Source organism: Cryobacterium sp. PH31-AA6, from assembly GCF_030063195.1.
Taxonomy (GTDB): Bacteria; Actinomycetota; Actinomycetes; order Actinomycetales; family Microbacteriaceae; genus Cryobacterium.
In genome coordinates, this window is the sequence record NZ_JASISS010000013.1 from 66990 (window position 1) to 87689 (window position 20700).

Here is a 20700-nt window from a genome sequence, read left to right on the forward strand (position 1 = left end):
AGGCCTGAGCCTTCAAGGGGTCGCCGGTTCAAATTCTGTCAGCCCGACATGTGGGCCGTTCGCCAAACTCTTCCCGAAACGGTCCGGAGTCTCTGGCCTCTGGCTCATGGCCGTTCCCACCCTGACACGGCCGAATAGCTCGCGTTGGATGCCGAGGGCACCTGGAACATCTGCCGGGGTGATGAGCGAGAAGAACTCCGGAAACAGCATGCGGCTCGTGCGCATGTCGGGCGCTGAGCCCTCCGCTGATACGTTGACGGCATGAACGATTCTTCACTCCGCGACGAGATTGCGGCTTTCATGGCAGAACGTGACTGGGCGCAATTCCACAGTCCCGAGAATCTCGCGAAGAGTATCGCCATTGAAGCGGGGGAGTTGCTCGAGTGTTTTCAGTGGGGAGCGGATGCCGACACCGATCGCGTTCGGGGCGAGCTCGCCGACGTACTCACGTACTGCCTCCTGCTGGCCGACCGCATCGGCGTGGACCCCGACCAGATCGTGCGTGACAAGCTCGCGCTAACGCGAGAGAAGTATCCGGTCGAGAAGTCGCGGGGGCGATCCACGAAGTATGACGCCCTCTGAAATCAAGCGGGTCGACTTCACCAAGGCAGCCGTCACGACCTGGGCGCCACGCGACCATCGCAACACGAACTGGCCGGTTGTCTACGTTCTCGATGATGCGAAGCCCGGTCGCCAGAAGGCGCGTGGGGCCAGCCTCAACGACGTCTACGTTGGAGAGTCGCTGAACGCGGCAGCGCGAATGCGGCAGCACTTCGACTCCCCGGAGAAGAAGCACCTCAGCACCATCCGGGTCATCGTCGACGACACGTTCAACAAGTCCGTCTGCCTCGATCTCGAGTCCTACCTCATCCGGATGCTGGCCGGGGATGGCACGTACCGGGTTCTCAACCGGAACGACGGAATCACCGAGGCCGACTACTACGACCGTGACCTCTACCAGGAGACCTTCCGCGAGGTGTTCGCCCAGCTCCGGCTTGACGGAGTGTTCACCCGGAGCATCCCGGAGATCGAGAACAGCGACCTGTTCAAGCTCTCTCCGTTCAAAACGCTGAGCCAGGATCAGGCGGTCGCCGTTGAGGACATCCTCGAGGGGCTCTTCCGAGACCTTGAGTCCGGCACGAAAAGCACGATCGTCATCCAGGGTGACCCGGGAACGGGCAAGACCGTCGTCGCCATTTACCTGCTCAAGCTGCTGATGGATATCGCGAAGACGGCTCCCGCCGAGGATCTCGACAGCGACTCCCTGTTTTCCGAGTTCTTCGTCGACGGCTACCGGGAGCTGCTCGCCGACAAGCGGATCGGCTTCGTCATTCCCCAGCAGTCGCTGCGGGAGTCCATCAAGAAGGTGTTCCGGAAGACCCCCGGGTTGGCGCCGGAGATGGTGCTGACGCCGTTCGAGGTGGGGCTTTCGGACGAGCACTTCGACCTGCTCATCGTCGACGAAGCCCACCGGCTCAACCAGCGCGCCAACCAGCCCTCGGGTGTTCAGAACAAGAAGTTCCAGGTCATCACCGAGAAGCTCTTCGGCAGCGACGATTCGAGCAAGACCCAGCTCGATTGGATCCGCGCGAAGAGCGACCACCAGATCTTCCTGCTCGACGCGGCGCAGAGCGTCCGGCCGGCCGATGTGCCTCCCGAACTGCTCGCGGAGCTCGTGCGTGACGCGCGCGACGCGAAACGCCACTATCCGCTGCTGTCGCAGATGCGGGTGAAGGCCGGTTCGGACTACGTCACTTACGTGCGTCGAGTCCTGGGCGCCGCCTGCGCTTCCGGGGTGCCGCACCCGGTGACGCGTGAGGTGTTCGATGGCTACGACCTGCGCCTGTTCGAGAGCGTCGCCGAGATGCGCGAGGAGATCCGGCGCAAGGATGCTCAGAGCGGCCTCTCCCGTTTGGTCGCCGGCTTCGCCTGGGAGTGGAAGACGAAAACCGACAAGACCGCGTATGACATCGAGATCGACGGATGTCGGCTGCGGTGGAACAGCGTCGCGACCGACTGGATAGCGGCGCCGAAGTCTCTCGACGAAGTCGGTTCCATCCACACCGTGCAGGGGTACGACCTCAACTATGCCGGGGTGATCATCGGCCCGGACCTGCGCTACGACGCCGTCAAGGGCCGGTTGTTCGTGGACCGGGGGTCGTACTTCGACAAGAAGGGCAAGGAGAACAATCCACGCCTGGGCAAGGTCTACAGCGACGACGACCTGCTCCGTTTCGTCAGCAACATCTACGCGGTGCTGCTGACCCGCGGCATCCAGGGCACCTTCGTCTATGCCTGCGATCCCGCGCTTCGGGCGTACCTGCGGGAGTTCCTGCCGAGCAACGGGTAGCGGACTCAGTTCCGCTCGGCCGTGACACGTGGGCGGCACTTAGTCCGAAGGCACTCCCAACTGACTCTGGGAAATGCACCGGCCCCGAGGGGGGCTTGACATCCTCGAGCAGCTCACGCAGGGGACGATCGAGGTAGCCACCGGCGGCCCAGCCGGGTCCGCCGATCAGGACAACCCGACGATCTCGCCGTTCTCGTCGATGTCGATGCGTTCGGCCGCCGGTGCGGACGAGAGACCGGGCATGGTGCTCATGTCGCCGCAGATGGGATAGATGAACCCGGCCCCGATAGACGCACGCACCTCACGCACCGGCAGCCGCCACCCGGTGGGTGCTCCCTTGATTTTGGGGTCGGCCGACAGGGACAGGTGTGTCTTGGCGATGCACACCGGCAGGCTGCCGAAGCCTGCCCGCTCGTACTTGTCGAGTTGCCGAGCTGCCAGAGGCGAGAGGTCCACGCCGTCGGCGCCGTACATCTCGCGCGCGATCACATCGATCTTGTCGATCAAGGGAAGTTCGTCGGGATAGAGCCGGTGGAAGCTCGACGGTTCAGCGCATGCCTCCGCGACCGCCTCGGCCAGCTCGACCGCACCCCTGCCGCCTTCGGTGAAGTGGTAGCTGATTGCCGCGCGCACACCTTCCGCTGCCGCGACGTCCATGATCGCCTGATGCTCACTGGCATAGTCGGTGGGAAATACGTTCACCGCAATGACCGGCGTCACTCCGTGCCATCGGATGTTGGCGATCTGCCGGCGCAGGTTCGCTGCCCCGGCGATGACGTCGTCGGGATTCTCGGCGAGCATCTCCGGTGGCAGCGGTCGGCCGGCGACGACCCGGTACTTGTTCGAGTGAGTTTTCAGGTCACGCACGGTGGCGACGATGACGGCGGCATCCGGCGTCAGCCCGGAGGCACGGCACTTGATATTGAAGAACTTTTCCGCGCCGATGTCTGCACCGAACCCCGCCTCGGTGATGAGGTAGTCGCCGGCATGGATGCCGATCAGATCGGCGACGACCGAGGAATTACCCGTGGCGATGTTCCCGAACGGACCGCTGTGGACGAGGACTGGCGTCTGCTCCACGGTCTGCATCAGGTTCGGCTTGATGGCGTCCTTGAGTATCGCGGTCATGGCGCCGGCCGCCTTGAGCATCTCGGCGGTCACCGGTTCGCCGCTTCGGTTGTATCCGACGACGATTCTTCCCATCCGTTCACGCAGATCCCGCAACGACGTGCACAGCGACAACAACGCCATCACCTCGCTGGCTGCGGAGATGTCGAAACCGGACTGAAGCGGATTGCCGTCGGCAGGACCGCCGAGCCCGGTGATGATGTTGCGCAGCTCGCGATCGTTGACGTCGAGGACACGCCGCCAGGTGATCTCATGGGGGTCGAACCCGAGACGGTTTCCCTTGTGGATGTGGTTGCCGATCATCGCCGACAATAAATTGTGGGCCGCGGTAACGGCGTGCGTGTCACCGGTCAGGTGCAGGTTCAGCGCCTCCATCGGGACCACCTGAGCGTAGCCGCCACCAGCGGCTCCGCCCTTGATACCGAACGTCGGCCCCATCGACGGCTGCCGTATGGCGACGATCCCGAGCTTGTCGATGTGCCGGAACCCCTGGCCGAGCCCGACCGCGGTAGTCGTCTTACCCGACCCGAGTGGAGTCGGCGTGATTGCGCTGACGACGACATACTTGGCCCGGGGACGGTCACGGAGCTCATCGATCGCATCGAGGGAGATCTTCGACGCCGCACTTCCGTACGGTTCCAGCAGGTGTGGACCGATGCCCATGTCGGCTGCGACCTCTTCAAGTGGGCGACGGGTCGCAGCGCGCGAAATGGCGAGATCGGACGGCATGGCCGTGGTGATTGATCGAGATGGCTTGAAAATGGTGACTCCTCAGCGCCTCAGCGCCTCGGGGGCCTGGTGACCCAAGCGTACTGGCACGCCCCGGGCTCGTGCCGGCCTGGCGTGGAGCAGTTTGAATGGGGCGTGCGGTACTGCCCCGGGTCCAGTTGACTCGTTGGAGCAGAGCCGGACAGGGCCCATCGAATCCCGTTCTGGGGGTGTGCGCCCGGTCTTGGACTGTTGCGGACCTCCAGTAGCTTTCAAATAGGCATGTCTGCACTTTCGTTGAGTGCAGTGAACTGGGGGATCAGATGATGAAATTCGGCGGAAAAAAACCGGAGCCAACGAAGACTCCTATCGGCAGGCCAGTTGCCGCCCAAAAGAAGGGGACCAAGCCGACTCTCACTATCTGGATCCTCGGCGGCCTGGTCGCTTTCTTCGCTCTGATGTACGCAATCATCGGTGGATTCCCTGCTGTTCTGGTCATTCTTGGAATGGCCGCCTTGGTGACGGGTGTGTACGCGATCAGTGGTCGCCGGCCGTGGGCATCAATTCCGACCCGCAAGACAGCTGCAATCGCGCTGGCTGCCAGCCTTGTCCTCTTCATCTCAGGTGGGGTCGCTGCTGCAGCGACAGGTGCAGGTGAAATTCCTGTGGCTGAGCAGCCCACGGCGAGCGCGACACCGAGTGCAACGCCAACCCCCACGCCAACCCCAACCCCAGCGAGAACACCCGGACCGGAATTTTCCGAAGAAGCACCGGTTGATCCCTCGACAGTCTCCGCGTCGGCTGAGGCTGCATCCGTGGTAGCCGTTGATACCAGCTCCACTGACACGACAGCGCTCGCGCTCCTCGCAACCATCCCCGTCAAGGGCAAGGCGGCGAAGACCGGCTACGAGCGCACCGGCATGTTCGGCTCCGCCTGGATCGACGTGGATCGCAACGGATGCGACACCCGAAACGACATCCTCGCTCGGGACTTGAGCCCTATCACCAAGTCGGGAACTTGTCGGGTGATGACCGGATACCTCGTCTCGCCGTACACCGCCACATCCATCGCCTTCGTTCGAGGTCAGGACACATCAGCACTCGTGCAGATCGACCACCTGGTAGCCCTCTCGAACGCATGGCAGACGGGCGCGCAGCAACTCACCCAGGCTCAGCGTGTTTCTCTGGCAAACGATCCCATCAATCTCCTCGCCGTCGACGGTCGCTCCAACGCCCAGAAGGGTGACGGCGACACGGCAACATGGCTGCCGTCGAACAAGGCGATCCGGTGCAGCTATGTCGCCCGTCAGGTGTCCGTCAAGGCAACCTACGGTCTGTGGGTCACTCAGGCTGAGCACGACGCTATGACCCGCGTCCTCGGCTCTTGCACTGGTGAAATGGCACTGACCTCCTCGTTCACGCCTGCGCCAGCTCCGGTTGTTGTCGCCCCTCCTGCGCCGGCTCCTGTCGTCGTGGCCCCTGAACCTGCTCCGGCACCTGCCCCTGCCCCTGCACCAGTCGACGTCTACTACGAGAACTGCGATGCTGTGCGCGCCGCGGGAGCGGCCCCGATCTACGCGGGAGCGCCGGGTTTCCAGCCCAAGTTTGACCGCGACAAGGACGGCATCGGCTGCGACGCCTGATGGAGCGTGGTGTTCGACGAACGCCACCACTCCGCGGGGGTGACACGGTCGACGCCGACGTAGATTGTGTCCTGAGGACTGTGCTCGGCGAGGCACCAATGGCCGTCGGCGATGATGCCACGAGCATCCTGAGGGCTATCCAGGACCGGTGGCGGATTCCCGTTCGTGTCCAGGGCGACCGTGAACGGCTCGGTCCAGACCACATTGCGCGAGCTGATCAGCGTTGCCTGGACTGTCGTGTGTGAGATGGTCATTGTGCGTTGCCCTCGTCTGTGATGCTCTTGTGGGGTCCGATGCGGGCAGGCGGGGCGACCTCGGGGTGGTTCAAGTCGAAGGCCGGGCGCTCCGATCGGATCCGCGGGATCGAGTTGAAATTGTGTCGCGGTGGGGGACAGGACGTTGCCCATTCCAGTGATGAACCGTACCCCCACGGGTCATCGACGATGACCTGAGGGGCCTTGCGCGCGGTGATGTACACGTTAAGGAAGAACGGGACCATCGAGATCGCGAGAATGACCGACCCGACGGTCGACAGCTGGTTCATCCAGGTGAAGCCGTCTTCAGGCGAGTACGACGCGTATCGGCGGGGCATGCCGACAACGCCGAGCCAGTGTTGGATCAGGAACGTGGTGTGGAACCCGATGAAGAGGACCCAGAAGTGCACCTTGCCGAGACGCTCGTTGAGCATCTTCCCGGTCCACTTGGGCCACCAGAAGTAGAACCCGGCGAACATCGCGAACACGACGGTGCCGAACACGGTGTAGTGGAAGTGCGCGACGATGAAGTAGGTGTCGGAAACGTGGAAGTCGAGCGGAGGTGAAGCAATGATGATCCCGGTCAATCCACCGAAGAGGAACGTGACCAGGAAGCCCAGCGACCAGAGCATGGGGGTTTCGAACGTCACCGAACCTCGCCACATCGTCCCGATCCAGTTGAAGAACTTCACCCCCGTCGGCACCGCGATGAGCATCGTCATGAGGGAGAAGAAGGGCAAGAGCACGGAGCCGGTGACGTACATGTGGTGTGCCCACACGCTGATCGAGAGTGCGCCGATGGAAATGGTCGCGTAGATCAGCGTCTTGTAGCCGAACATCGGCTTCCGGCTGAAGACGGGGAAGATCTCGGAGACGATGCCGAAGAACGGCAAGGCGATGATGTAGACCTCGGGATGGCCGAAGAACCAGAACAAGTGCTGCCAGAGGATTGGGCCGCCGTTGGACGGGTCATAGATGTGGGCGCCGAAGATTCGATCCGCGGCCGCAGCAAGCAGCGCAGCGGCCAGCACGGGAAACGCCATCAGGATCATGATCGAAGTGACCAGCGAGTTCCAGGTGAAGATCGGCATCCGGAACATGGTCATGCCCGGTGCCCGCATGGTGATGATCGTGGTGATGAAGTTCACAGCGCCCAGGATCGTGCCGAAGCCGGACAGGGCTAGTCCCATCATCCACAGATTCCCGCCGGCCCCCGGAGAATACGTGGTGCCGGCCAGAGGCTGGTAGGCGAACCAGCCGAATGACGCGGCTCCCTGCGGGGTGAGGAAGCCGGCAAGCGCAATCAAACTGCCGAAGCTGTAGAGCCAGTACGTGAAGGCGTTCAGCCGGGGGAACGCGACATCGGGCGCGCCGATCTGCAATGGGATGAGCGCGTTGGCGAATCCGAAGAACAGCGGGGTCGCGAACATCAGCAGCATGATCGTGCCGTGCATGGTGAAGAGCTGGTTGTACTGCTCCCTAGTCTGCACAATCTGCAGGCCAGGCTCGAACAGCTGGGCCCGGATGACCAGGGCCATAACCCCACCGAGGCAGAAGTACACGAAGGAGGTGACCAGGTACATGTACCCGATCACCTTGTGGTCCGTGGTGGTGATGAGGGTCACCAGGAGGTTACTTCGGTTGGAGGGGCCGGTCTGCGAAATGGTCGCGTCCCGACGATCAAGAATCGTCGTCACTGATGCCTGCTTTCCGAGCGATTTGTAAGCTTTCCCACAGCATACGCTGACTTCACGATATGATGAATTCATGTATTTGTGGATCAAGACGGAACTGAAGCATGGCCAGACCGGCTGCACCCACCAGCAGACGTCCCGGAACCTGAGGGGTGAACACACTGCGTCGATGACGGTGCAGGAGTCCGAGCTCATCGTGGCGAATGCCGACAGTGGTCTCTTCCCCCAAGCAGACATCGGCATGCGGGCGGTCATCGACGAGGCACACCGCACCGTGTGTGCAGCGAGGAGAGCGTCCAGGTCAGACCGGTGTCGCACCCAGCGGGGCAAAGCCATCACCGGAGCGTCGATCGGCGCCGGGACGGCGGTCATCGGAGCGACGATTTGGTGCATCCCCATCATGAATCAGCTCGCAGGGTAGTCGACCATTGCTCGGAGACCGCCACGCAACCCGTCCCAGCGTCAATCCGGTGAATCGAATGGATGAATTGAGCAAGTCACGAGATCATGAAGGTATGGATCCGTTCTCGAATGCGCACCGCCCCCTTTATGAGATCAAAGCAAACCTCTTCAAGGGGGTCGCTCATCCGGTGCGCGTGCGCGTCCTGGAAGTACTGTCCCGTTCCCGGGACGTCTCCGTGGCCGACCTGATGACGGACACCGGCCTGGAAGCGTCGCACATCTCGCAACACCTTTCCGTGTTGCGACGACATCACCTTGTCGTGGCTGAACGCCGCGGAAGCCAGGTGTTCTACCGGCTCGCATACCCCCAGGTGGCCGACCTGCTGGCGGTGTCCCGGGTATTGCTCCTGGAGATTCTCGAGACGACCCAACAACAACTCGAGTCGACGATGAACCTCAGCGATCTGGAATCCGCGGTTCCCGTCGCGCAATCCGACGGCGCGCGACCCTGATGGTCGCCACCGGAGCGCGGTTCCCCACTCGATCGTGCGTGCCGACCCGATTCATTCAGAACGACCGATAAAGGGAGCGCCATGGTGCACTTAGAGAAACTCATCGACAAGATGATCGCCCGCGTCAAAGAGCACGATCTTCTCAACACCTACAGCATCCTCGTCGGCACCGCCCCGGCTGTGGACTGCACCTGGATCCAAGGCAAGAGGGTCTACCGATGGATGCCGATCGCCCAGACAGGTCTGATTCCGAACGACCTCGTCGTTCTCGCGCCGTGTCCGGACAACTTCCGAACCGGTGACGTCGTCGAATTCCATGGTCATTTGGACACCATGGACATCACCGAACACCCCGTCCGGCTCCACTTCAAGGCCCCCAGCGATGTGGCCGCGCCCTCGGTTTCGCAGGCAGAAGGACATTCATAATGATCACCACGCACATCACACCGCGCGATGTCGGCGTCGCGTACGCTCAGAAAAGCGGCAAGATCACAGCGCCGGCGCCGCGTCTGGGGCGACCGCCAACCGGGCATTCCGGCCACACTGCGGCGCAGAAAACCAAGGAACTCATCGACCTTATGATCGATCGTGCCCAGGAGGACAATCTCCTCGCCACGTACATCATCCTCGTGGGTCACACGCCTCGATCTTCCCTCGCCCACGACGACCTCGCCTGGCTGGGCGGACACAAGACCTATCGACGATTCAAGATCGCCCAAAGCGCTCAGGTCCCAGCAGAGGCCATCCTGCTCTCGCCGACCGCAGACAACTACCTCCTCGGCGAAGTCACGGAATACACCGGCCGGATTGGCTCCCACGACATTGGGCGCCACACCCTCTACGCGTAGAGGCATCATCGGGCGATCCGACCATTTATGCTGATCAAGACGGTTTCAGCATCTAAGTCCGGTGGGGGATGCGGTCGCGCGCGATCTTGATGGAGAGTCGCGTGCTTGCCGGTTTGTATTCCGTTGGCCTGACAGCGAATGTGGCGACCAGGGCGCGCATGGGGCTCCCACCTGTCCCGGTGGAGTACATCATGTACCCCGAGCTGTGGAACTGGTCACCGAACGGATGCGCCGCGTCGACCTGCTGACCAGCCGCGACGTCGCGGCCGCCGCGCCGGCCACGAAGACCGTGGTTGGGCGTGAAGAGCGGCAAGTGCAGTTCGAGCGTCTCCTGAAAATTGTTGTGGTCCGTTTCCGCCGCAATAGTGGGCGGTATTTCGTCGACGCCGAGATCGAGAGCCAGGCGAGGACTCATCGGGGAAAGTCACGTTTGTCCTCCGAATCACTGGCCGTGCAACTCGCGATGAAGGTGGTTCTGGAACGCATGCCCACGACTTTGCTGACGATCGAGGACGCACGGAGTGCTGCCCGCGTCGCAAATATGCGCAGTGCGATCTCCTTCCATGAGGGTCTGGACTCGGTGGACGGTCGGATTCATTTTGCGGCCCGTTGGCCACTGACCATCGCACCTGAAATTCCATCAAAACCTATACAGGATCCAACGGCGACGACGGTTTGCAAGGTGATCCTCATGCGGACCCGCCCAATGACCTGGAGTCGTGGCTCACCCTTGCCGGAAACCCTGGAGCAACAAGAGCGTTGCCCAGCATGACGGTCATGGACACTTCCGCCGGGTCCGTCCGGAGGTAGCCGAGTTTGGACTGATCCGCCTTAGCGACGCTTCTGCTTAGCCATCGTTATCGTGTGGATGAGTGAACCGTTCGCTCATAGACCTCGATTGCCGTCGTGAGCCCGTCCTCGGCGCGGATGCTGTCGCCGAGCTCACTTGCCCGGTGCCGCATGAAGTCATCGCCCAAGGCCGCGACGAGGGCCTGCGCGAGTCTCGGCGCGGTGAGCCGCCGTTGCGGGATCGGGGCTGGGCCCACGCCGAGGTCGACGATACGACTGCCCCAGAAGGGTTGATCGACGGTGAATGGCACGACGATGCTGGGCACACCCGCGCGCAGGCCAGCGGCGGTGGTTCCGGCTCCGCCGTGGTGCACGACCGCGGACATCCGAGGGAACAGCCATTCGTGTGGCACCGACTTCTGGGCGAGCACGTCGTCGCCGTGGGCGGCGTCGGCCAGGCCTCCCCAGCCGGAAAGTAGCACGGCTCGCACACCGACCAGGCGGATGGCCGCGAGCACAGTCCCAGTGAGCTGGGCTGCGTCTTTTCCAGCCATGCTGCCGAAACCGATGCTCACAGCCGGGCCGCGCGAAAGGAACTCCTCGAGCGCGGCCGAGGGGCGCCAGGCGAGATCGTCGGTGGGAAACCAATAGCCGGTGGTGTGGTTCGGGGAGCCGGGGACGGTAAGCACGTGTGGACTGATCGCGTACAGGGAGGGCTGGCCCGCCGCAGCGGTCGAACGACCGGACAGCCCCAGTACATCGCGCCGGGCATCAGCCATCGGTTTGGCGAATGGTGTCCAGACGGCCATCGAGGTGAGTCGATGGCCCAGGATGTTCGGCCGCACCCGAGGTCCTTCGCCGGCGTCACGAATTCGACTTCACGCCAGTTCTTTCCGGAACCAGTGGTTCGCGTATGGGTCCGTATTGTGCGCTTCCCCTTCGATGTAGCCAAGGGACTCGTTCAGGCTTCGAGCTTCGACGAGGTCCGTTCGCGTGTCCAACCGCAACGCGTGGAGTCCTAGTTCGCGGGATTTGTGTTCCATTTCCTTCATGAGAAGGCGTCCCCCGCCCCTACCCCGTGCCGCGGGTTTCACGAAGACGCGAGTCACCTCGCCGATGTCACCGGGGCGCACCATGCGTTCCACAGTAGTTCTCGAGCTACCCGTCCAAGCGGAGTGAGCCTGCTCCTACAGATCGGCGTCCGAATGCGGCGTTAGAGGGTGCCGGGCGCGGCAAGCCTGCGGCCCAGAGACGCTTGGAATCGGATCAAGTATCCATCCGGGTCTTGCACCAGAAACTGGGCTACGCCAGCCTCGGTCGTGCCGGTCCGATACCACTTCGTCTCCGGCTCCATGAAGAGTGCCCAACCGGCGCCGTCAAGAGCACTCAACAGTGGTTGTATCGACGCCACCGTGATCTGGAAGTTGATCCCACGGCCGAGAGGCGGCTCCAGCGGGGCAGGTATCCAGTTCCGTCCAGATCCTCTTTGTTCGAGCATGATGTGCGCCATGCCGCTGGTGATGTAGGCAAACCACTCGTCGGGTCGGTCGTAGAGCACCTCGAATTCGCAGAGACGGCACCAGAAATCCAGGCTCGCCTCGAGAGAGGTGATCAGTAGCTCCGGGACCAGGCCGGGACCTGGAGTGCTGTCCGCGTCTGCCACGACTTCGGCTGCATGCGAGACTTCCTGGTCCTCAGTGGACGTGGCCGATGCCGCAGAGACAAGGTTCGGCGCAGGCATCATGCGGACCACCTTACGCTCCGGGCGGCTCAGCGAATTTCTCGCGGTTCGATCCCTCAAAACTCCTCGTGATCAGCATCAGGGCACCCGATGCACGTCGCTCAAGTCGTACCTGCCGACATCAACGGGACGGATCGTCGGCATGACGACCTTCATGAATCCGAACGCAGCTGCCCCGCGATTAGAAATTGGTTCGACGTGGCCTGCCAGAAGCGCTCAGGGCACAGGTGCGAATCGAGAGGCAAAACTTCTGTAGCTGAGCTGCGCCTTCGACGACTTGCACTGCATCGAGGTGGAATTTCGCACACACTGGCACAACCGTCAATCGAGAAAGGCGATCGCGGCATTGGGCGCGAAGCAGGACGGGGTGCTACGCAGTGACTCCATCGGACCAGACGGCGAGCTTCGGGACACCGTCGTATTCTCAATTATTCAAAGTGCGTGGCCAGCCGTTCGGGCGGGTCTCCGATACTCCCTGGGATTGGGTGGATTCACCGCTGAGTAGTTGCCCGATGATAGGAACCGCCTCACCGGCTCGGGTCGTCTCCATCCCCGAACCTCGTGTCGGACGCTTATTGCGATCGGGATAGGGCTCGCTCCCAAGCCGTCTGGTTTTGGGCGACGTATTCGGCTGCGTCACGCCAGAAGTCACCGTGCCCGTTGACGTACATATCGGACCACGGTTGGAGTCCGGTCTTATTTGAGTGGCGCAACAGGTCAAACATTGCTGCGGTCCGTTTCGCCATGGCTGCCGGAAGGGCCTCACGGAGTAGGGCGTCGGCCTCGTACCCGTCGGCGAAAGCCCGCAGCCTCGATGCTGCCGACGCGATGGGTTCACCGTTGATGAGCATGGCAAAGGCTTGGGCGGCGTAGGCCAGATCCCATAGCCGGGTGCTCGGGCCGGCAGCATCCCAATCGATGAAGACCCAGCGATCACCGATGACCAGGTTCCACGGCGCAAGATCGTTGTGGCACATCAGGTTCGCGTCGTCGACTGGCAGCAGCATCGTCCAGCCCTCAATCTCGGGCATGGGAACAGATTCGCTCACATCGTGGATCCGGCGGATCATCCGACCGACCCGCCGCAGATCGTCGGTTCCCAGCGGCATCTGACCTAGCGCGATGCTGCCTCCCACGTACTCGACCGTTTGCCGGCCGGACTCGTCGCGGCCGAGCGGTTGGGGAGCGTCCACCCCGTGTGATCGGAGCGCTGCGAGGAAGCTCTGCACGACCGAGGTGTTTTCGATCCAGGGCTTTCGCACGGTGGCGCCCACCTGGATGACGTGGCCTGATGCGTTACCCCCGGTGAGTACTTTCTCTTCCTCGCCCATACCAGCAGGCTACTGCCCGCCGGTCGGAAGGACAGAGACTCAAAACCGGGCTATGGGGCGTTCCGCGGGGGAACCCCCAAAGGGTCTCGTGGGTGTGTCTGGCTCGTGGGTGTGTCTGGGAGAGAGGGATCGGGCCGATCCGTCCCGCTTTTCTACGCCGAGTGCTCGAGGTCAGAGTCGTTGGCGAGCCGGGTGTGTCGGGTGATCTTCGGGAGCAGGAGGAGTTCCAGCGCGGCTGCTTCGTCGGTGACGAGCATCGTGAGTATCCCCGACGAGGCGACAGCGTGGATAGCGGGCACTTTCGCGAGTGACCCGGCGGCAGCGATGACCCGGGGTGTGGCACGCAACTGCTCGATCTCGATGGCGATACGTCGTTGGTTCAGCGGAAGATCGATGACTCGCCCGTCTGCGTCGAGAAAACTTGCGACGACCTCGGCGACAGCGTGTTCACTATCAAGGTCGGCGAGCTCGTCGGGGGCGAGGAGCGACCTGATCTGGGTGATCGGAGGATTCCAGGAGCCGATCGCGAGGACGGCGGTGGTCAGTCGATCGTAGGTCGCGAGAGCGTCGGCAATGCTCGTCTCTGACCGCAGAACCTGCGCGGCGGTTGGGGTCGCGGCGAAGAGGGGCGCGAAGATTCCGACTGTCGACAGTGGGTGCCTCGCGGCGATGCGCTGGAGAACCTCCATGGGTGACTGGGCGAAGTCATTGCCGACCGTGCCAGTCAACTGGACGACAGTGCAGGGCGGCAGGTCCCGAAGGTACTCGGTGAGCGCGTAGATGGTGCGGCCCCACGAGACACCGATCGTGTCGTCGGGCCGGGTGATTCGGGAGAGGTACCGGGCGGACTCGAAAGCGATGCGTTGACGGTCTGCCTCCTCGGAGTCGCCATTCGGGACGACGAGAACGTCATCAAGTCCGAGATGGAGCGCGAGCCGAGCCGCGAGGGCTTGCCGCTGGTCGTCACGGTTGTGAATCTCGATCGTAACGACACCGGACTCTCGCGCGACTTGAAGCATCCGTGCGATTTTGAAGCGGGACACCCCGTATTCGATGCCGAGCTCCACCTTTGAGGCGTCTTCGAGATAGAACCGACGAGCGACGGAAGCCAGCGTGTCGCGGCTGAATTCTTCGTCCATCTTTCGTCCCTGCTATGCGGAGTTCGTGAGCTTCACGGTTGTGGCCCGAAAATCGAGCAGTATAAACAGCCTAGCTGTGGTTTTGATCGTCTTCCGAACGCGAAGGCCGGCGTCACTGGAGCTTGAGTAGGAGCAACGAAAACCGGGCAGGACGCGAGTGCGTGCTTCACGTCCTGCCCGGTCTTCTCCGCCAGGTCAGTCTTTCAGTAGACCCTGCGGGATCTCAGGCGCGGGCGCGGCCTCGAGTATCTCCTCCAGCTCGTCGAGGGCGGGGTCGCCGAGATAGTTGGAGATCGGGATGATCTTCAGGTGCGGGTGCACTCGCCGTGCTCTGTCGACAAGGTTCTGCTGGATCACCGCGATATCTACATCGGCGGGGATGTTCTCGATTGCTGAATGGGTGACCGTGACGCCTACGATGCCCGCTTTGGTGAGCCGATTACGGAACACCGTGGCGCCCATTGCGCTGCTTCCCATTCCGGCGTCGCACGCGAAGACGATGGAGGCGGGGCGTGCGTCGGCGGTGGCCGTGAGAGCGCCGTCGAGGATGGCCCGACCCTTCGCCTTCATCGAGGAGCTCTTGTTCTTGGCTGCTTCGAGTTCGTCCTCCTCGTCGTCCAGCGCCGAGCCACTTCGGTACTGTTCGAACTTCAGAATCGCGGCCGTCACGACGAAGGTCACGATCGCAGCGACGAGTACACCTGTCAAAACGCCGAAGTAGTTGCCGCGGGGCGTCAACAGCAGGTAGGAGATGATCGACCCCGGGCTCGGCCCGGCAACGAGTCCGACGTCAAACAACGAGAACGTGGCGATCCCCGACGCAGCACCCGCGATCATCCCGATGATCGTAATGGGCTTCATCAACACATACGGGAAGTAAATCTCATGGATGCCGCCGATGAAGTGGATCAGGATCGCGCTCGGTGTGCTGCGGCGGATCAGCTTGGACTTGCTGAACAGCAGGAAGGCAGTGAGGAGCCCGAGTCCGGGACCGGGGTTGGAGGCCACCATGAAGAAGAGGGACTGGCCTTGGGTTGCGGCCTGCTGAAGGCCCAGCGGGTAGTAGACGCCCTGGTCGATGACGTTGTTGAGGAAGAGGACCTTCGCCGGCTCGTTGAGGAGCGCGAGCAGCGGCAGGACACCCGTCGAAACAAGCGCGTTGATTCCTGCCAACAGCAGCTTGTTGAGCTCTTCGATTCCGGGTCCGATCGCGGCGAATGAGAGCAGGCACAGCCCGAAGCCCACGATGCCGAGGCTGAAGTTGTTCACAAGCATCTCAAGTCCCGCGCGCATGCGGGGCTCCAGGAACCTGTCGATGCGCTTCAGGATCCAGGCGCTCAGCGGACCCATGATCATCGCGCCGAGGAACATCGGAATGCCGGCACCGACGATGAGGCCGATGGTCCCGACTGCGCCGATCACACCGCCGCGGGCGCCGTGCACGAGGCGCCCTCCTGTGAACGCGATGAGCAGCGGCAGCAGGTAGGTAATCATCGGGCCGACGAGTAGCGCGAATTCCTTGTTCGGCAGCCAGCCAGTCGGGATGAACAAGGCGGTAACGAAGCCCCAGGCGATGAAGGCGCCAACGTTGGGGATCACCATGGCGGTGAGGAAACCGCCGAAGGCCTGGACCCGCGCGCGAATGCCGCCGCCCGACGGCTTCATGGTGGTCGTGCTGGCGCTCATCGGTGAACGCCTTGGCGCGCAGCGGCAGCGCGGCCGGCTGCCAGCGGATCAACGGACGTTTTCATTGCGACTCCCTTGTCTATCCTGCTATATCTTCTGGGATTTATCAGATGAGCGGATGCGCTCATGTGATAGTCTCACGATCAATAGTCGTTCTGTCAACCCGACGTACTGGATCGCATTGACGGACGGCCCCTACTGAAGGGAGCGCCCATGAGCGTTCAATATTCGGCGTCCGTCATGACGGGCGACCTGGCAAATCTTGAATCCACCATTCACGCCGTGGAGGCAGCCGGGGTGACCACGCTTCACGTCGACATCCTCGACGGACGGTTCAGCCCGAGCATGCCCATTGGTCTGGAGACGGCCAAACGCATCCGCGAGGTCACGAGCATGACCCTGGACGCCCACGTCATGTCGACCGACAATGACTTCTTCGTGCAGGAGATGCTCAACATCGGGATGGATTCGGTGACGTTTCATGTCGAGGGCACCCGTCACATTGATCGCCTTTTGCGCGTGATCCGGCGCTCCGGCGCCAAGGCTGGCATGGCGCTGAACCCGGCGACGCCGCTCAGCGTCCTCGACTGGGTCCTGCCGGAAGTCGACAAGGTGTGCCTGATGCTCATCAATCCGGGTTATGCGACGGATGCGAGTGAGGCGCAGGTGCCGTACGCATTGAAGAAGATCAGTGCGCTCCGCGCGCTCCTCGACTCGACGCAGTCCGAGGTCGTGCTGCAGGTCGACGGCCGGGTCTCGTTGGAGTCCGTGCCGGGCCTGGTGGCCGCGGGCGCAACAGACCTCGTCCTCGGGAGCACGAGCCTGTTCCGAAAGGGCGCGACGCTCGCGGAAAACAAGCTGTTGCTCGACATTGCCGTCCGTGAGGGCCTCGACCGCGCTGTGCAGGTGGCCGCATGAGCGCGTTCGTTCAGGCCCAGCAGGACGTCACAGCCGAAATCTCCGCGACGATGGCCGCTATCGATGCCGCCGACGTCGACGCGTTGGTGGCCGAGATTCGCGCGGCCGACCGAGTGTTCTTCGTCGGGGTGGGGCGTGTTCTCCTGTCGCTGCAGGCGATCGCGAAGCGACTTGCGCACCTCGGCATCGACACGGTCGTCGTCGGGCAAATCACGGAGCCGGCGATCACCGACCGCGACCTGCTGATCGTGGGTTCCGGGAGCGGTGAAAGCGCGATCCCGCTCGCGATCGCTGCGCGGGCGAAGCAAAATGGGGCGAAGGTCGTGCACATCGGCTCCAACTCTCAGAGCTCGATGCGCGACTTCGCAGATCACTTCGTCCGCATCCCGGTGCAGACCAAGCTCCACCTCGCTCACGAGATCCCGTCGATCCAACCCATGACGAGCCTGTTCGAGCAATGCCTGCTGCTGCTCGGCGACATTGTGGCGCTCGTGATCGTCCGCGAGGACAAACTCGACATGCCCTCCCTGTGGCGCAATCACGCGAATCTCGAATGATGCGCGCCGTCCATTTCGGAGCCGGCAACATCGGCCGCGGCTTCATCGCGCTCGCCCTGCACCGGGCGGGCTACGACGTCACCTTCGTTGACGTGTCAGCCGATCTCATCGACGCGATCAACGCGGCCTCGAAATACGAGGTCCGCGAGATCGGCCCGAACGGCGTCGTTCACCTCGTCGAGGGCGTTTCCGGGATCAATTCACGGACCGATCCGGGAGCGGCAGCACGAGCCGTCGCCTCGGCCGACGTTGTCACCTGTGCGGTAGGCGCAACCGTGTTGCCCTTCATCGCGCCGATCATTCGTGCGGGAATCCTGGCGCGAGCATCGGATGCTCCGAAACTCCCGGTTCTCGCATGCGAGAACGCGATCGGCGCTTCTGACACGCTGCGCGAGCACGTCGCGGACGGTGAGATCGACGAATCGATTCTCTTCGATCGGGCGGTGTTCGCGAACACCGCAGTTGACCGCATCGTCCCTGGCCAGTCATCGGACGGAATCGACGTCGTCGTCGGCGAACACTTCGAGTGGATCATCGACCGCACACCCTTCACGGGTGCGGAGCCGAGGATTCCCGATGCCGATTACGTCGACAACCTCATGCCCTTCATCGAGCGCAAGCTCTTCGGGGTGAACACCGCCCACGCCACGACGGCCTACTACGGCTTTCTCGCCGGGGCCGAGAGCATCGCGGAGGCACTCGCACTTCCCTCCGTGCGTGCCGAGGTCGACGCGGTCGTCGCAGTGAACTCGGCGCTGCTCGTGGACAGCCACGGCTTCGATCCGGGGGAACTAGCGGCGTACGTCGCCGGAGCGATCAAGCGATTCGAGAACCTGGATCTTCCCGACACCTGCGCACGCATTGGCCGGCAACCGTTGCGCAAGATCTCACGCACCGAGCGTTTCATCGCGCCGGCCGCGCGAATCGCCGAGTCCGGGGGTGATCCGGCGCCCCTCGTCCGGGCCTACGGTGCGGTGCTTCGATTCGACGTGCCCGGAGACGTGCAGTCGGTTGAGCTCCAGTCGCTTCTCGCGACTCTGGCACCCGCCGCCCTCGTGACCCGGGTGACGGGGATCGAGGCCGGTCATCCACTCTTCGCTGCCTTGCTAGCCGAGACCGCGAGTGTGGAGCCGGCGTTGGTTTAACCGCCAGCTGTAACACCGACGGACGTTGGGCCTGACACCGAATGCGACTCTCGGCCGGACGAGGTTCCCACCGAATACACGCGGTCGTCGTTATTGCGGAGGAGTCCCAATCGACTCCTCCGCCTTGGCACCCGAATACACACCACCGGCGACGCAGCTACTCGATCGCCTCACATCACGAAAGGCCCTCCCTTGACTCAACTGCAGTGGGAATCCATCGACAACAAGGCGGTCGACACCGCTCGAATTCTGGCGGCCGACGCCGTGGAAAGAGTCGGGAACGGGCATCCGGGCACCGCCATGAGCCTGGCGCCGGCCGCATACCTGCTCTTCCAAAAAGTGATGCGTCATGATCCCGCCGACAACCAGTGGATCGGCCGTGACCGGTTCATCCTTTCGGTCGGCCACAGCTCCCTGACCCAGTATGTGCAGTTGTACCTGGGTGGGTACGGCCTCGAGCTCGACGACCTCAAAGCCTTGCGCACGTGGGGTTCGAAAACACCCGGGCACCCGGAGTACGGTCACACCGCCGGGGTCGAGATCACGACAGGCCCACTCGGACAGGGGCTCGCGTCCGCTGTCGGATTCGCGTATGCGGCCCGATATGAACGGGGCTTGTTCGACCCGCACGCTGCCACCGGAACGAGTCCATTCGACCACTTCGTGTATGTCATCGCCGGTGACGGCGACCTACAGGAGGGCATCACGAGCGAGGCATCGTCACTGGCTGGCCATCAGCAGCTGGGCAACCTGGTAGTCATTTACGACAGCAACCAGATCTCCATCGAGGATGACACCGACATCGCCTTCACCGAGGATGTCGCCGCGCGCTATCGGGCGTACCGCTGGCACGTGCAGACGGTGGATTGGAAAAAGACCGGTGATTACATCGAAGACGTCGCCGAGCTCCACGACGCCATCGCGGCCGCGCAGGCCGTAACCGACCGGCCCTCACTGATCATCCTCCGGACGATCATCGGCTGGCCGAGCCCGAAGAAGCAGAATACCGGCCAGATCCACGGTTCCGCCCTCGGTGCCGACGAGCTCGCCGGCACCAAGGTGATCCTGGGATTCGACCCAGCGGAAAGCTTCGCGGTCGCCGACGACGTCATCGCCCACACCCGCCAGGCCCTCGGGCGTGGCGCTGCAGCGCACGCAGAGTGGGAAGAGCGTTTCGCCGCGTGGGCGGTGGCGAACCCGCGGAACAAGGTCCTGCTGGACCGTATCCTTGTCGGCGCACTACCAGAGGGTATCGATGCGGCCCTGCCCGTCTTTGAGGCGGGCACGGAGATGTCCACCCGCGCCGCGTCCGGCAAGGTGCTCAACGCCCTGGGCCCCGTGATGCCCGAATTATGGGGTGGTTCGGCCGACCTCGCCGGCTCCAACAACACCACCATCGCCCGCGCGGCCTCCTTCATTCCGAGTGACCACTCGACCGGTTCCTGGACGGGTGACCAGTTCGGCCGGGTGCTGCATTTCGGCATCCGTGAGCACGCGATGGCGGCGATTCTCAACGGCATCGTGCTGCACGGCAACACCCGAGCCTTCGGCGGCACGTTCCTGATCTTCAGCGACTACATGCGCCCGGCCGTGCGCCTCGCGGCGCTCATGAAGGTGCCGTCGATTTTCGTGTGGACGCATGACTCCGTCGCGGTCGGCGAGGACGGCCCCACCCACCAGCCGATCGAACAACTCGCGACCCTTCGCGCTATCCCCGGCCTGGACGTCTGTGTTTTGTCAACTTGAAGCCGGCCATTTCAGCGCTAATTAACCGGCCAGTTCGGCACCGTTTCCGGCCAGTTGAGCAGGGCGGCCTGAACGGCCGGTTTTTGGGCGGCCCGGGCTATTTCATGAG

The 20700-nt window shown here is 63.0% G+C and carries 19 protein-coding genes and 2 pseudogenes; 13 read left to right on the forward strand and 8 right to left on the reverse strand.

Annotated features, from left to right (window positions below; translation table 11 throughout):
* Window positions 1-261: 261 nt before the first annotated feature.
* Both QMG61_RS10630 and QMG61_RS10635 read left to right on the forward strand, forming a co-directional pair.
* A complete protein-coding gene (locus QMG61_RS10630; protein WP_283494304.1) occupies window positions 262-582 on the forward strand; it encodes a nucleotide pyrophosphohydrolase in 321 nt (106 codons plus the stop codon).
* On the forward strand, window positions 569-2350 hold the full coding sequence (locus QMG61_RS10635) for a DNA/RNA helicase domain-containing protein (protein ID WP_283494305.1): 1782 nt from the start codon (window positions 569-571) through the stop codon (window positions 2348-2350). The genes QMG61_RS10630 and QMG61_RS10635 overlap by 14 nt, the downstream gene beginning before the upstream one ends.
* 165 nt (window positions 2351-2515) lie before the next feature.
* Here QMG61_RS10635 and QMG61_RS10640 read toward each other — a convergent pair whose 3' ends face one another.
* A complete protein-coding gene (locus QMG61_RS10640; RefSeq protein ID WP_283494306.1) occupies window positions 2516-4207 on the reverse strand; it encodes a formate--tetrahydrofolate ligase in 1692 nt (563 codons plus the stop codon).
* A gap of 302 nt (window positions 4208-4509) precedes the next feature.
* On the opposite strand from QMG61_RS10640, the gene QMG61_RS10645 reads away from it, so the two are divergent.
* Entirely contained in the window at window positions 4510-5829 is a 1320-nt protein-coding gene (locus QMG61_RS10645) for a GmrSD restriction endonuclease domain-containing protein (protein WP_283494307.1), read from the forward strand.
* Window positions 5830-6079: 250 nt separating this feature from the next.
* On the opposite strand, the gene ctaD is transcribed toward QMG61_RS10645, so the two are convergent.
* Complete coding sequence (gene ctaD, locus QMG61_RS10650; protein ID WP_502847030.1) at window positions 6080-7747, reverse strand: aa3-type cytochrome oxidase subunit I; 1668 nt, start codon at window positions 7745-7747, stop codon at window positions 6080-6082.
* Window positions 7748-7850: 103 nt separating this feature from the next.
* Between ctaD and QMG61_RS10655 the strand changes: the two genes are divergently transcribed.
* The 5 genes from QMG61_RS10655 (at window position 7851) to QMG61_RS10675 (ending at window position 10311) form a co-directional block, all read left to right on the forward strand.
* Window positions 7851-8198 carry a hypothetical protein gene (locus QMG61_RS10655; protein ID WP_283494308.1) on the forward strand — a complete coding sequence of 116 codons (348 nt, stop codon included), beginning with the start codon at window positions 7851-7853 and terminating at the stop codon, window positions 8196-8198.
* Window positions 8199-8292: 94 nt separating this feature from the next.
* Entirely contained in the window at window positions 8293-8691 is a 399-nt protein-coding gene (locus QMG61_RS10660; protein WP_283494309.1) for an ArsR/SmtB family transcription factor, read from the forward strand.
* Between the two features lie 81 nt (window positions 8692-8772).
* Window positions 8773-9117: a hypothetical protein gene (locus QMG61_RS10665; RefSeq protein WP_283494310.1), complete on the forward strand. Its 345-nt coding sequence runs from the start codon at window positions 8773-8775 to the stop codon at window positions 9115-9117.
* Entirely contained in the window at window positions 9117-9539 is a 423-nt protein-coding gene (locus QMG61_RS10670; RefSeq protein ID WP_283494311.1) for a hypothetical protein, read from the forward strand. The genes QMG61_RS10665 and QMG61_RS10670 overlap by 1 nt, the downstream gene beginning before the upstream one ends.
* Before the next feature lie 205 nt (window positions 9540-9744).
* A complete protein-coding gene (locus tag QMG61_RS10675) occupies window positions 9745-10311 on the forward strand; it encodes a hypothetical protein (RefSeq protein WP_283494312.1) in 567 nt (188 codons plus the stop codon).
* 85 nt (window positions 10312-10396) lie between these two features.
* Here QMG61_RS10675 and QMG61_RS10680 read toward each other — a convergent pair whose 3' ends face one another.
* The 3 genes from QMG61_RS10680 to QMG61_RS10685 form a co-directional block, all read right to left on the reverse strand.
* On the reverse strand, window positions 10397-11173 hold the full coding sequence (locus QMG61_RS10680) for a glycosyltransferase (protein WP_283494313.1): 777 nt from the start codon (window positions 11171-11173) through the stop codon (window positions 10397-10399).
* Window positions 11174-11206: 33 nt separating this feature from the next.
* Window positions 11207-11464, reverse strand: a complete 258-nt coding sequence (locus QMG61_RS17525) for a GNAT family N-acetyltransferase (RefSeq protein WP_502847031.1) — start codon at window positions 11462-11464, stop codon at window positions 11207-11209.
* A gap of 77 nt (window positions 11465-11541) precedes the next feature.
* Window positions 11542-12072, reverse strand: a complete 531-nt coding sequence (locus QMG61_RS10685) for a bleomycin resistance protein (RefSeq protein WP_283494324.1) — start codon at window positions 12070-12072, stop codon at window positions 11542-11544.
* 121 nt (window positions 12073-12193) lie between these two features.
* On the opposite strand from QMG61_RS10685, the pseudogene QMG61_RS10690 reads away from it, so the two are divergent.
* Window positions 12194-12574 (forward strand): annotated as a pseudogene (locus tag QMG61_RS10690) (GNAT family N-acetyltransferase); the annotation flags it as partial.
* 67 nt (window positions 12575-12641) lie between these two features.
* Here QMG61_RS10690 and QMG61_RS10695 read toward each other — a convergent pair.
* The 3 genes from QMG61_RS10695 to QMG61_RS10705 form a co-directional block, all read right to left on the reverse strand.
* Entirely contained in the window at window positions 12642-13400 is a 759-nt protein-coding gene (locus tag QMG61_RS10695) for a phosphotransferase (RefSeq protein WP_283494314.1), read from the reverse strand.
* Between the two features lie 152 nt (window positions 13401-13552).
* Entirely contained in the window at window positions 13553-14539 is a 987-nt protein-coding gene (locus QMG61_RS10700; protein ID WP_283494315.1) for a sugar-binding transcriptional regulator, read from the reverse strand.
* Between the two features lie 195 nt (window positions 14540-14734).
* The gene (locus tag QMG61_RS10705) at window positions 14735-16225 is read right to left on the reverse strand and encodes a PTS mannitol transporter subunit IIBC (protein WP_283494316.1); all 1491 of its coding nucleotides are present in this window, start codon (window positions 16223-16225) and stop codon (window positions 14735-14737) included.
* Window positions 16226-16438: 213 nt separating this feature from the next.
* Between QMG61_RS10705 and QMG61_RS10710 the strand changes: the two genes are divergently transcribed.
* The 4 genes and pseudogenes from QMG61_RS10710 to QMG61_RS10725 form a co-directional block, all read left to right on the forward strand.
* On the forward strand, window positions 16439-17143 hold the full coding sequence (locus QMG61_RS10710; RefSeq protein WP_283494317.1) for a ribulose-phosphate 3-epimerase: 705 nt from the start codon (window positions 16439-16441) through the stop codon (window positions 17141-17143).
* Complete coding sequence (gene hxlB / locus QMG61_RS10715; RefSeq protein ID WP_283494318.1) at window positions 17140-17700, forward strand: 6-phospho-3-hexuloisomerase; 561 nt, start codon at window positions 17140-17142, stop codon at window positions 17698-17700. Before QMG61_RS10710 ends, hxlB begins: the two co-directional genes overlap by 4 nt.
* Window positions 17700-18845 carry a mannitol-1-phosphate 5-dehydrogenase gene (locus QMG61_RS10720; RefSeq protein ID WP_283494319.1) on the forward strand — a complete coding sequence of 382 codons (1146 nt, stop codon included), beginning with the start codon at window positions 17700-17702 and terminating at the stop codon, window positions 18843-18845. Before hxlB ends, QMG61_RS10720 begins: the two co-directional genes overlap by 1 nt.
* 192 nt (window positions 18846-19037) lie before the next feature.
* Window positions 19038-20573 (forward strand): annotated as a pseudogene (locus QMG61_RS10725) (transketolase family protein); the annotation flags it as partial.
* Window positions 20574-20700 lie beyond the last annotated feature (127 nt).

Bases quoted from the DNA above. Each gene is read 5' to 3' on its own strand.
- QMG61_RS10700 (WP_283494315.1), bottom strand. From the start codon at position 14,539: ATGGACGAAGAATTCAGCCGCGACACGCTGGCTTCCGTCGCTCGTCGG.
- QMG61_RS10665 (WP_283494310.1), top strand. From the start codon at position 8,773: ATGGTGCACTTAGAGAAACTCATCGACAAGATGATCGCCCGCGTCAAA.
- QMG61_RS10640 (WP_283494306.1), bottom strand. From the start codon at position 4,207: ATGCCGTCCGATCTCGCCATTTCGCGCGCTGCGACCCGTCGCCCACTT.
- QMG61_RS10645 (WP_283494307.1), top strand. From the start codon at position 4,510: ATGATGAAATTCGGCGGAAAAAAACCGGAGCCAACGAAGACTCCTATC.
- QMG61_RS17525 (WP_502847031.1), bottom strand. From the start codon at position 11,464: ATGGTGCGCCCCGGTGACATCGGCGAGGTGACTCGCGTCTTCGTGAAA.
- hxlB (WP_283494318.1), top strand. From the start codon at position 17,140: ATGAGCGCGTTCGTTCAGGCCCAGCAGGACGTCACAGCCGAAATCTCC.
- QMG61_RS10705 (WP_283494316.1), bottom strand. From the start codon at position 16,225: ATGAGCGCCAGCACGACCACCATGAAGCCGTCGGGCGGCGGCATTCGC.
- QMG61_RS10695 (WP_283494314.1), bottom strand. From the start codon at position 13,400: ATGGGCGAGGAAGAGAAAGTACTCACCGGGGGTAACGCATCAGGCCAC.
- QMG61_RS10635 (WP_283494305.1), top strand. From the start codon at position 569: ATGACGCCCTCTGAAATCAAGCGGGTCGACTTCACCAAGGCAGCCGTC.
- QMG61_RS10630 (WP_283494304.1), top strand. From the start codon at position 262: ATGAACGATTCTTCACTCCGCGACGAGATTGCGGCTTTCATGGCAGAA.
- QMG61_RS10685 (WP_283494324.1), bottom strand. From the start codon at position 12,072: ATGATGCCTGCGCCGAACCTTGTCTCTGCGGCATCGGCCACGTCCACT.
- QMG61_RS10720 (WP_283494319.1), top strand. From the start codon at position 17,700: ATGCGCGCCGTCCATTTCGGAGCCGGCAACATCGGCCGCGGCTTCATC.
- QMG61_RS10670 (WP_283494311.1), top strand. From the start codon at position 9,117: ATGATCACCACGCACATCACACCGCGCGATGTCGGCGTCGCGTACGCT.
- QMG61_RS10710 (WP_283494317.1), top strand. From the start codon at position 16,439: ATGAGCGTTCAATATTCGGCGTCCGTCATGACGGGCGACCTGGCAAAT.
- QMG61_RS10660 (WP_283494309.1), top strand. From the start codon at position 8,293: ATGGATCCGTTCTCGAATGCGCACCGCCCCCTTTATGAGATCAAAGCA.
- QMG61_RS10655 (WP_283494308.1), top strand. From the start codon at position 7,851: ATGTATTTGTGGATCAAGACGGAACTGAAGCATGGCCAGACCGGCTGC.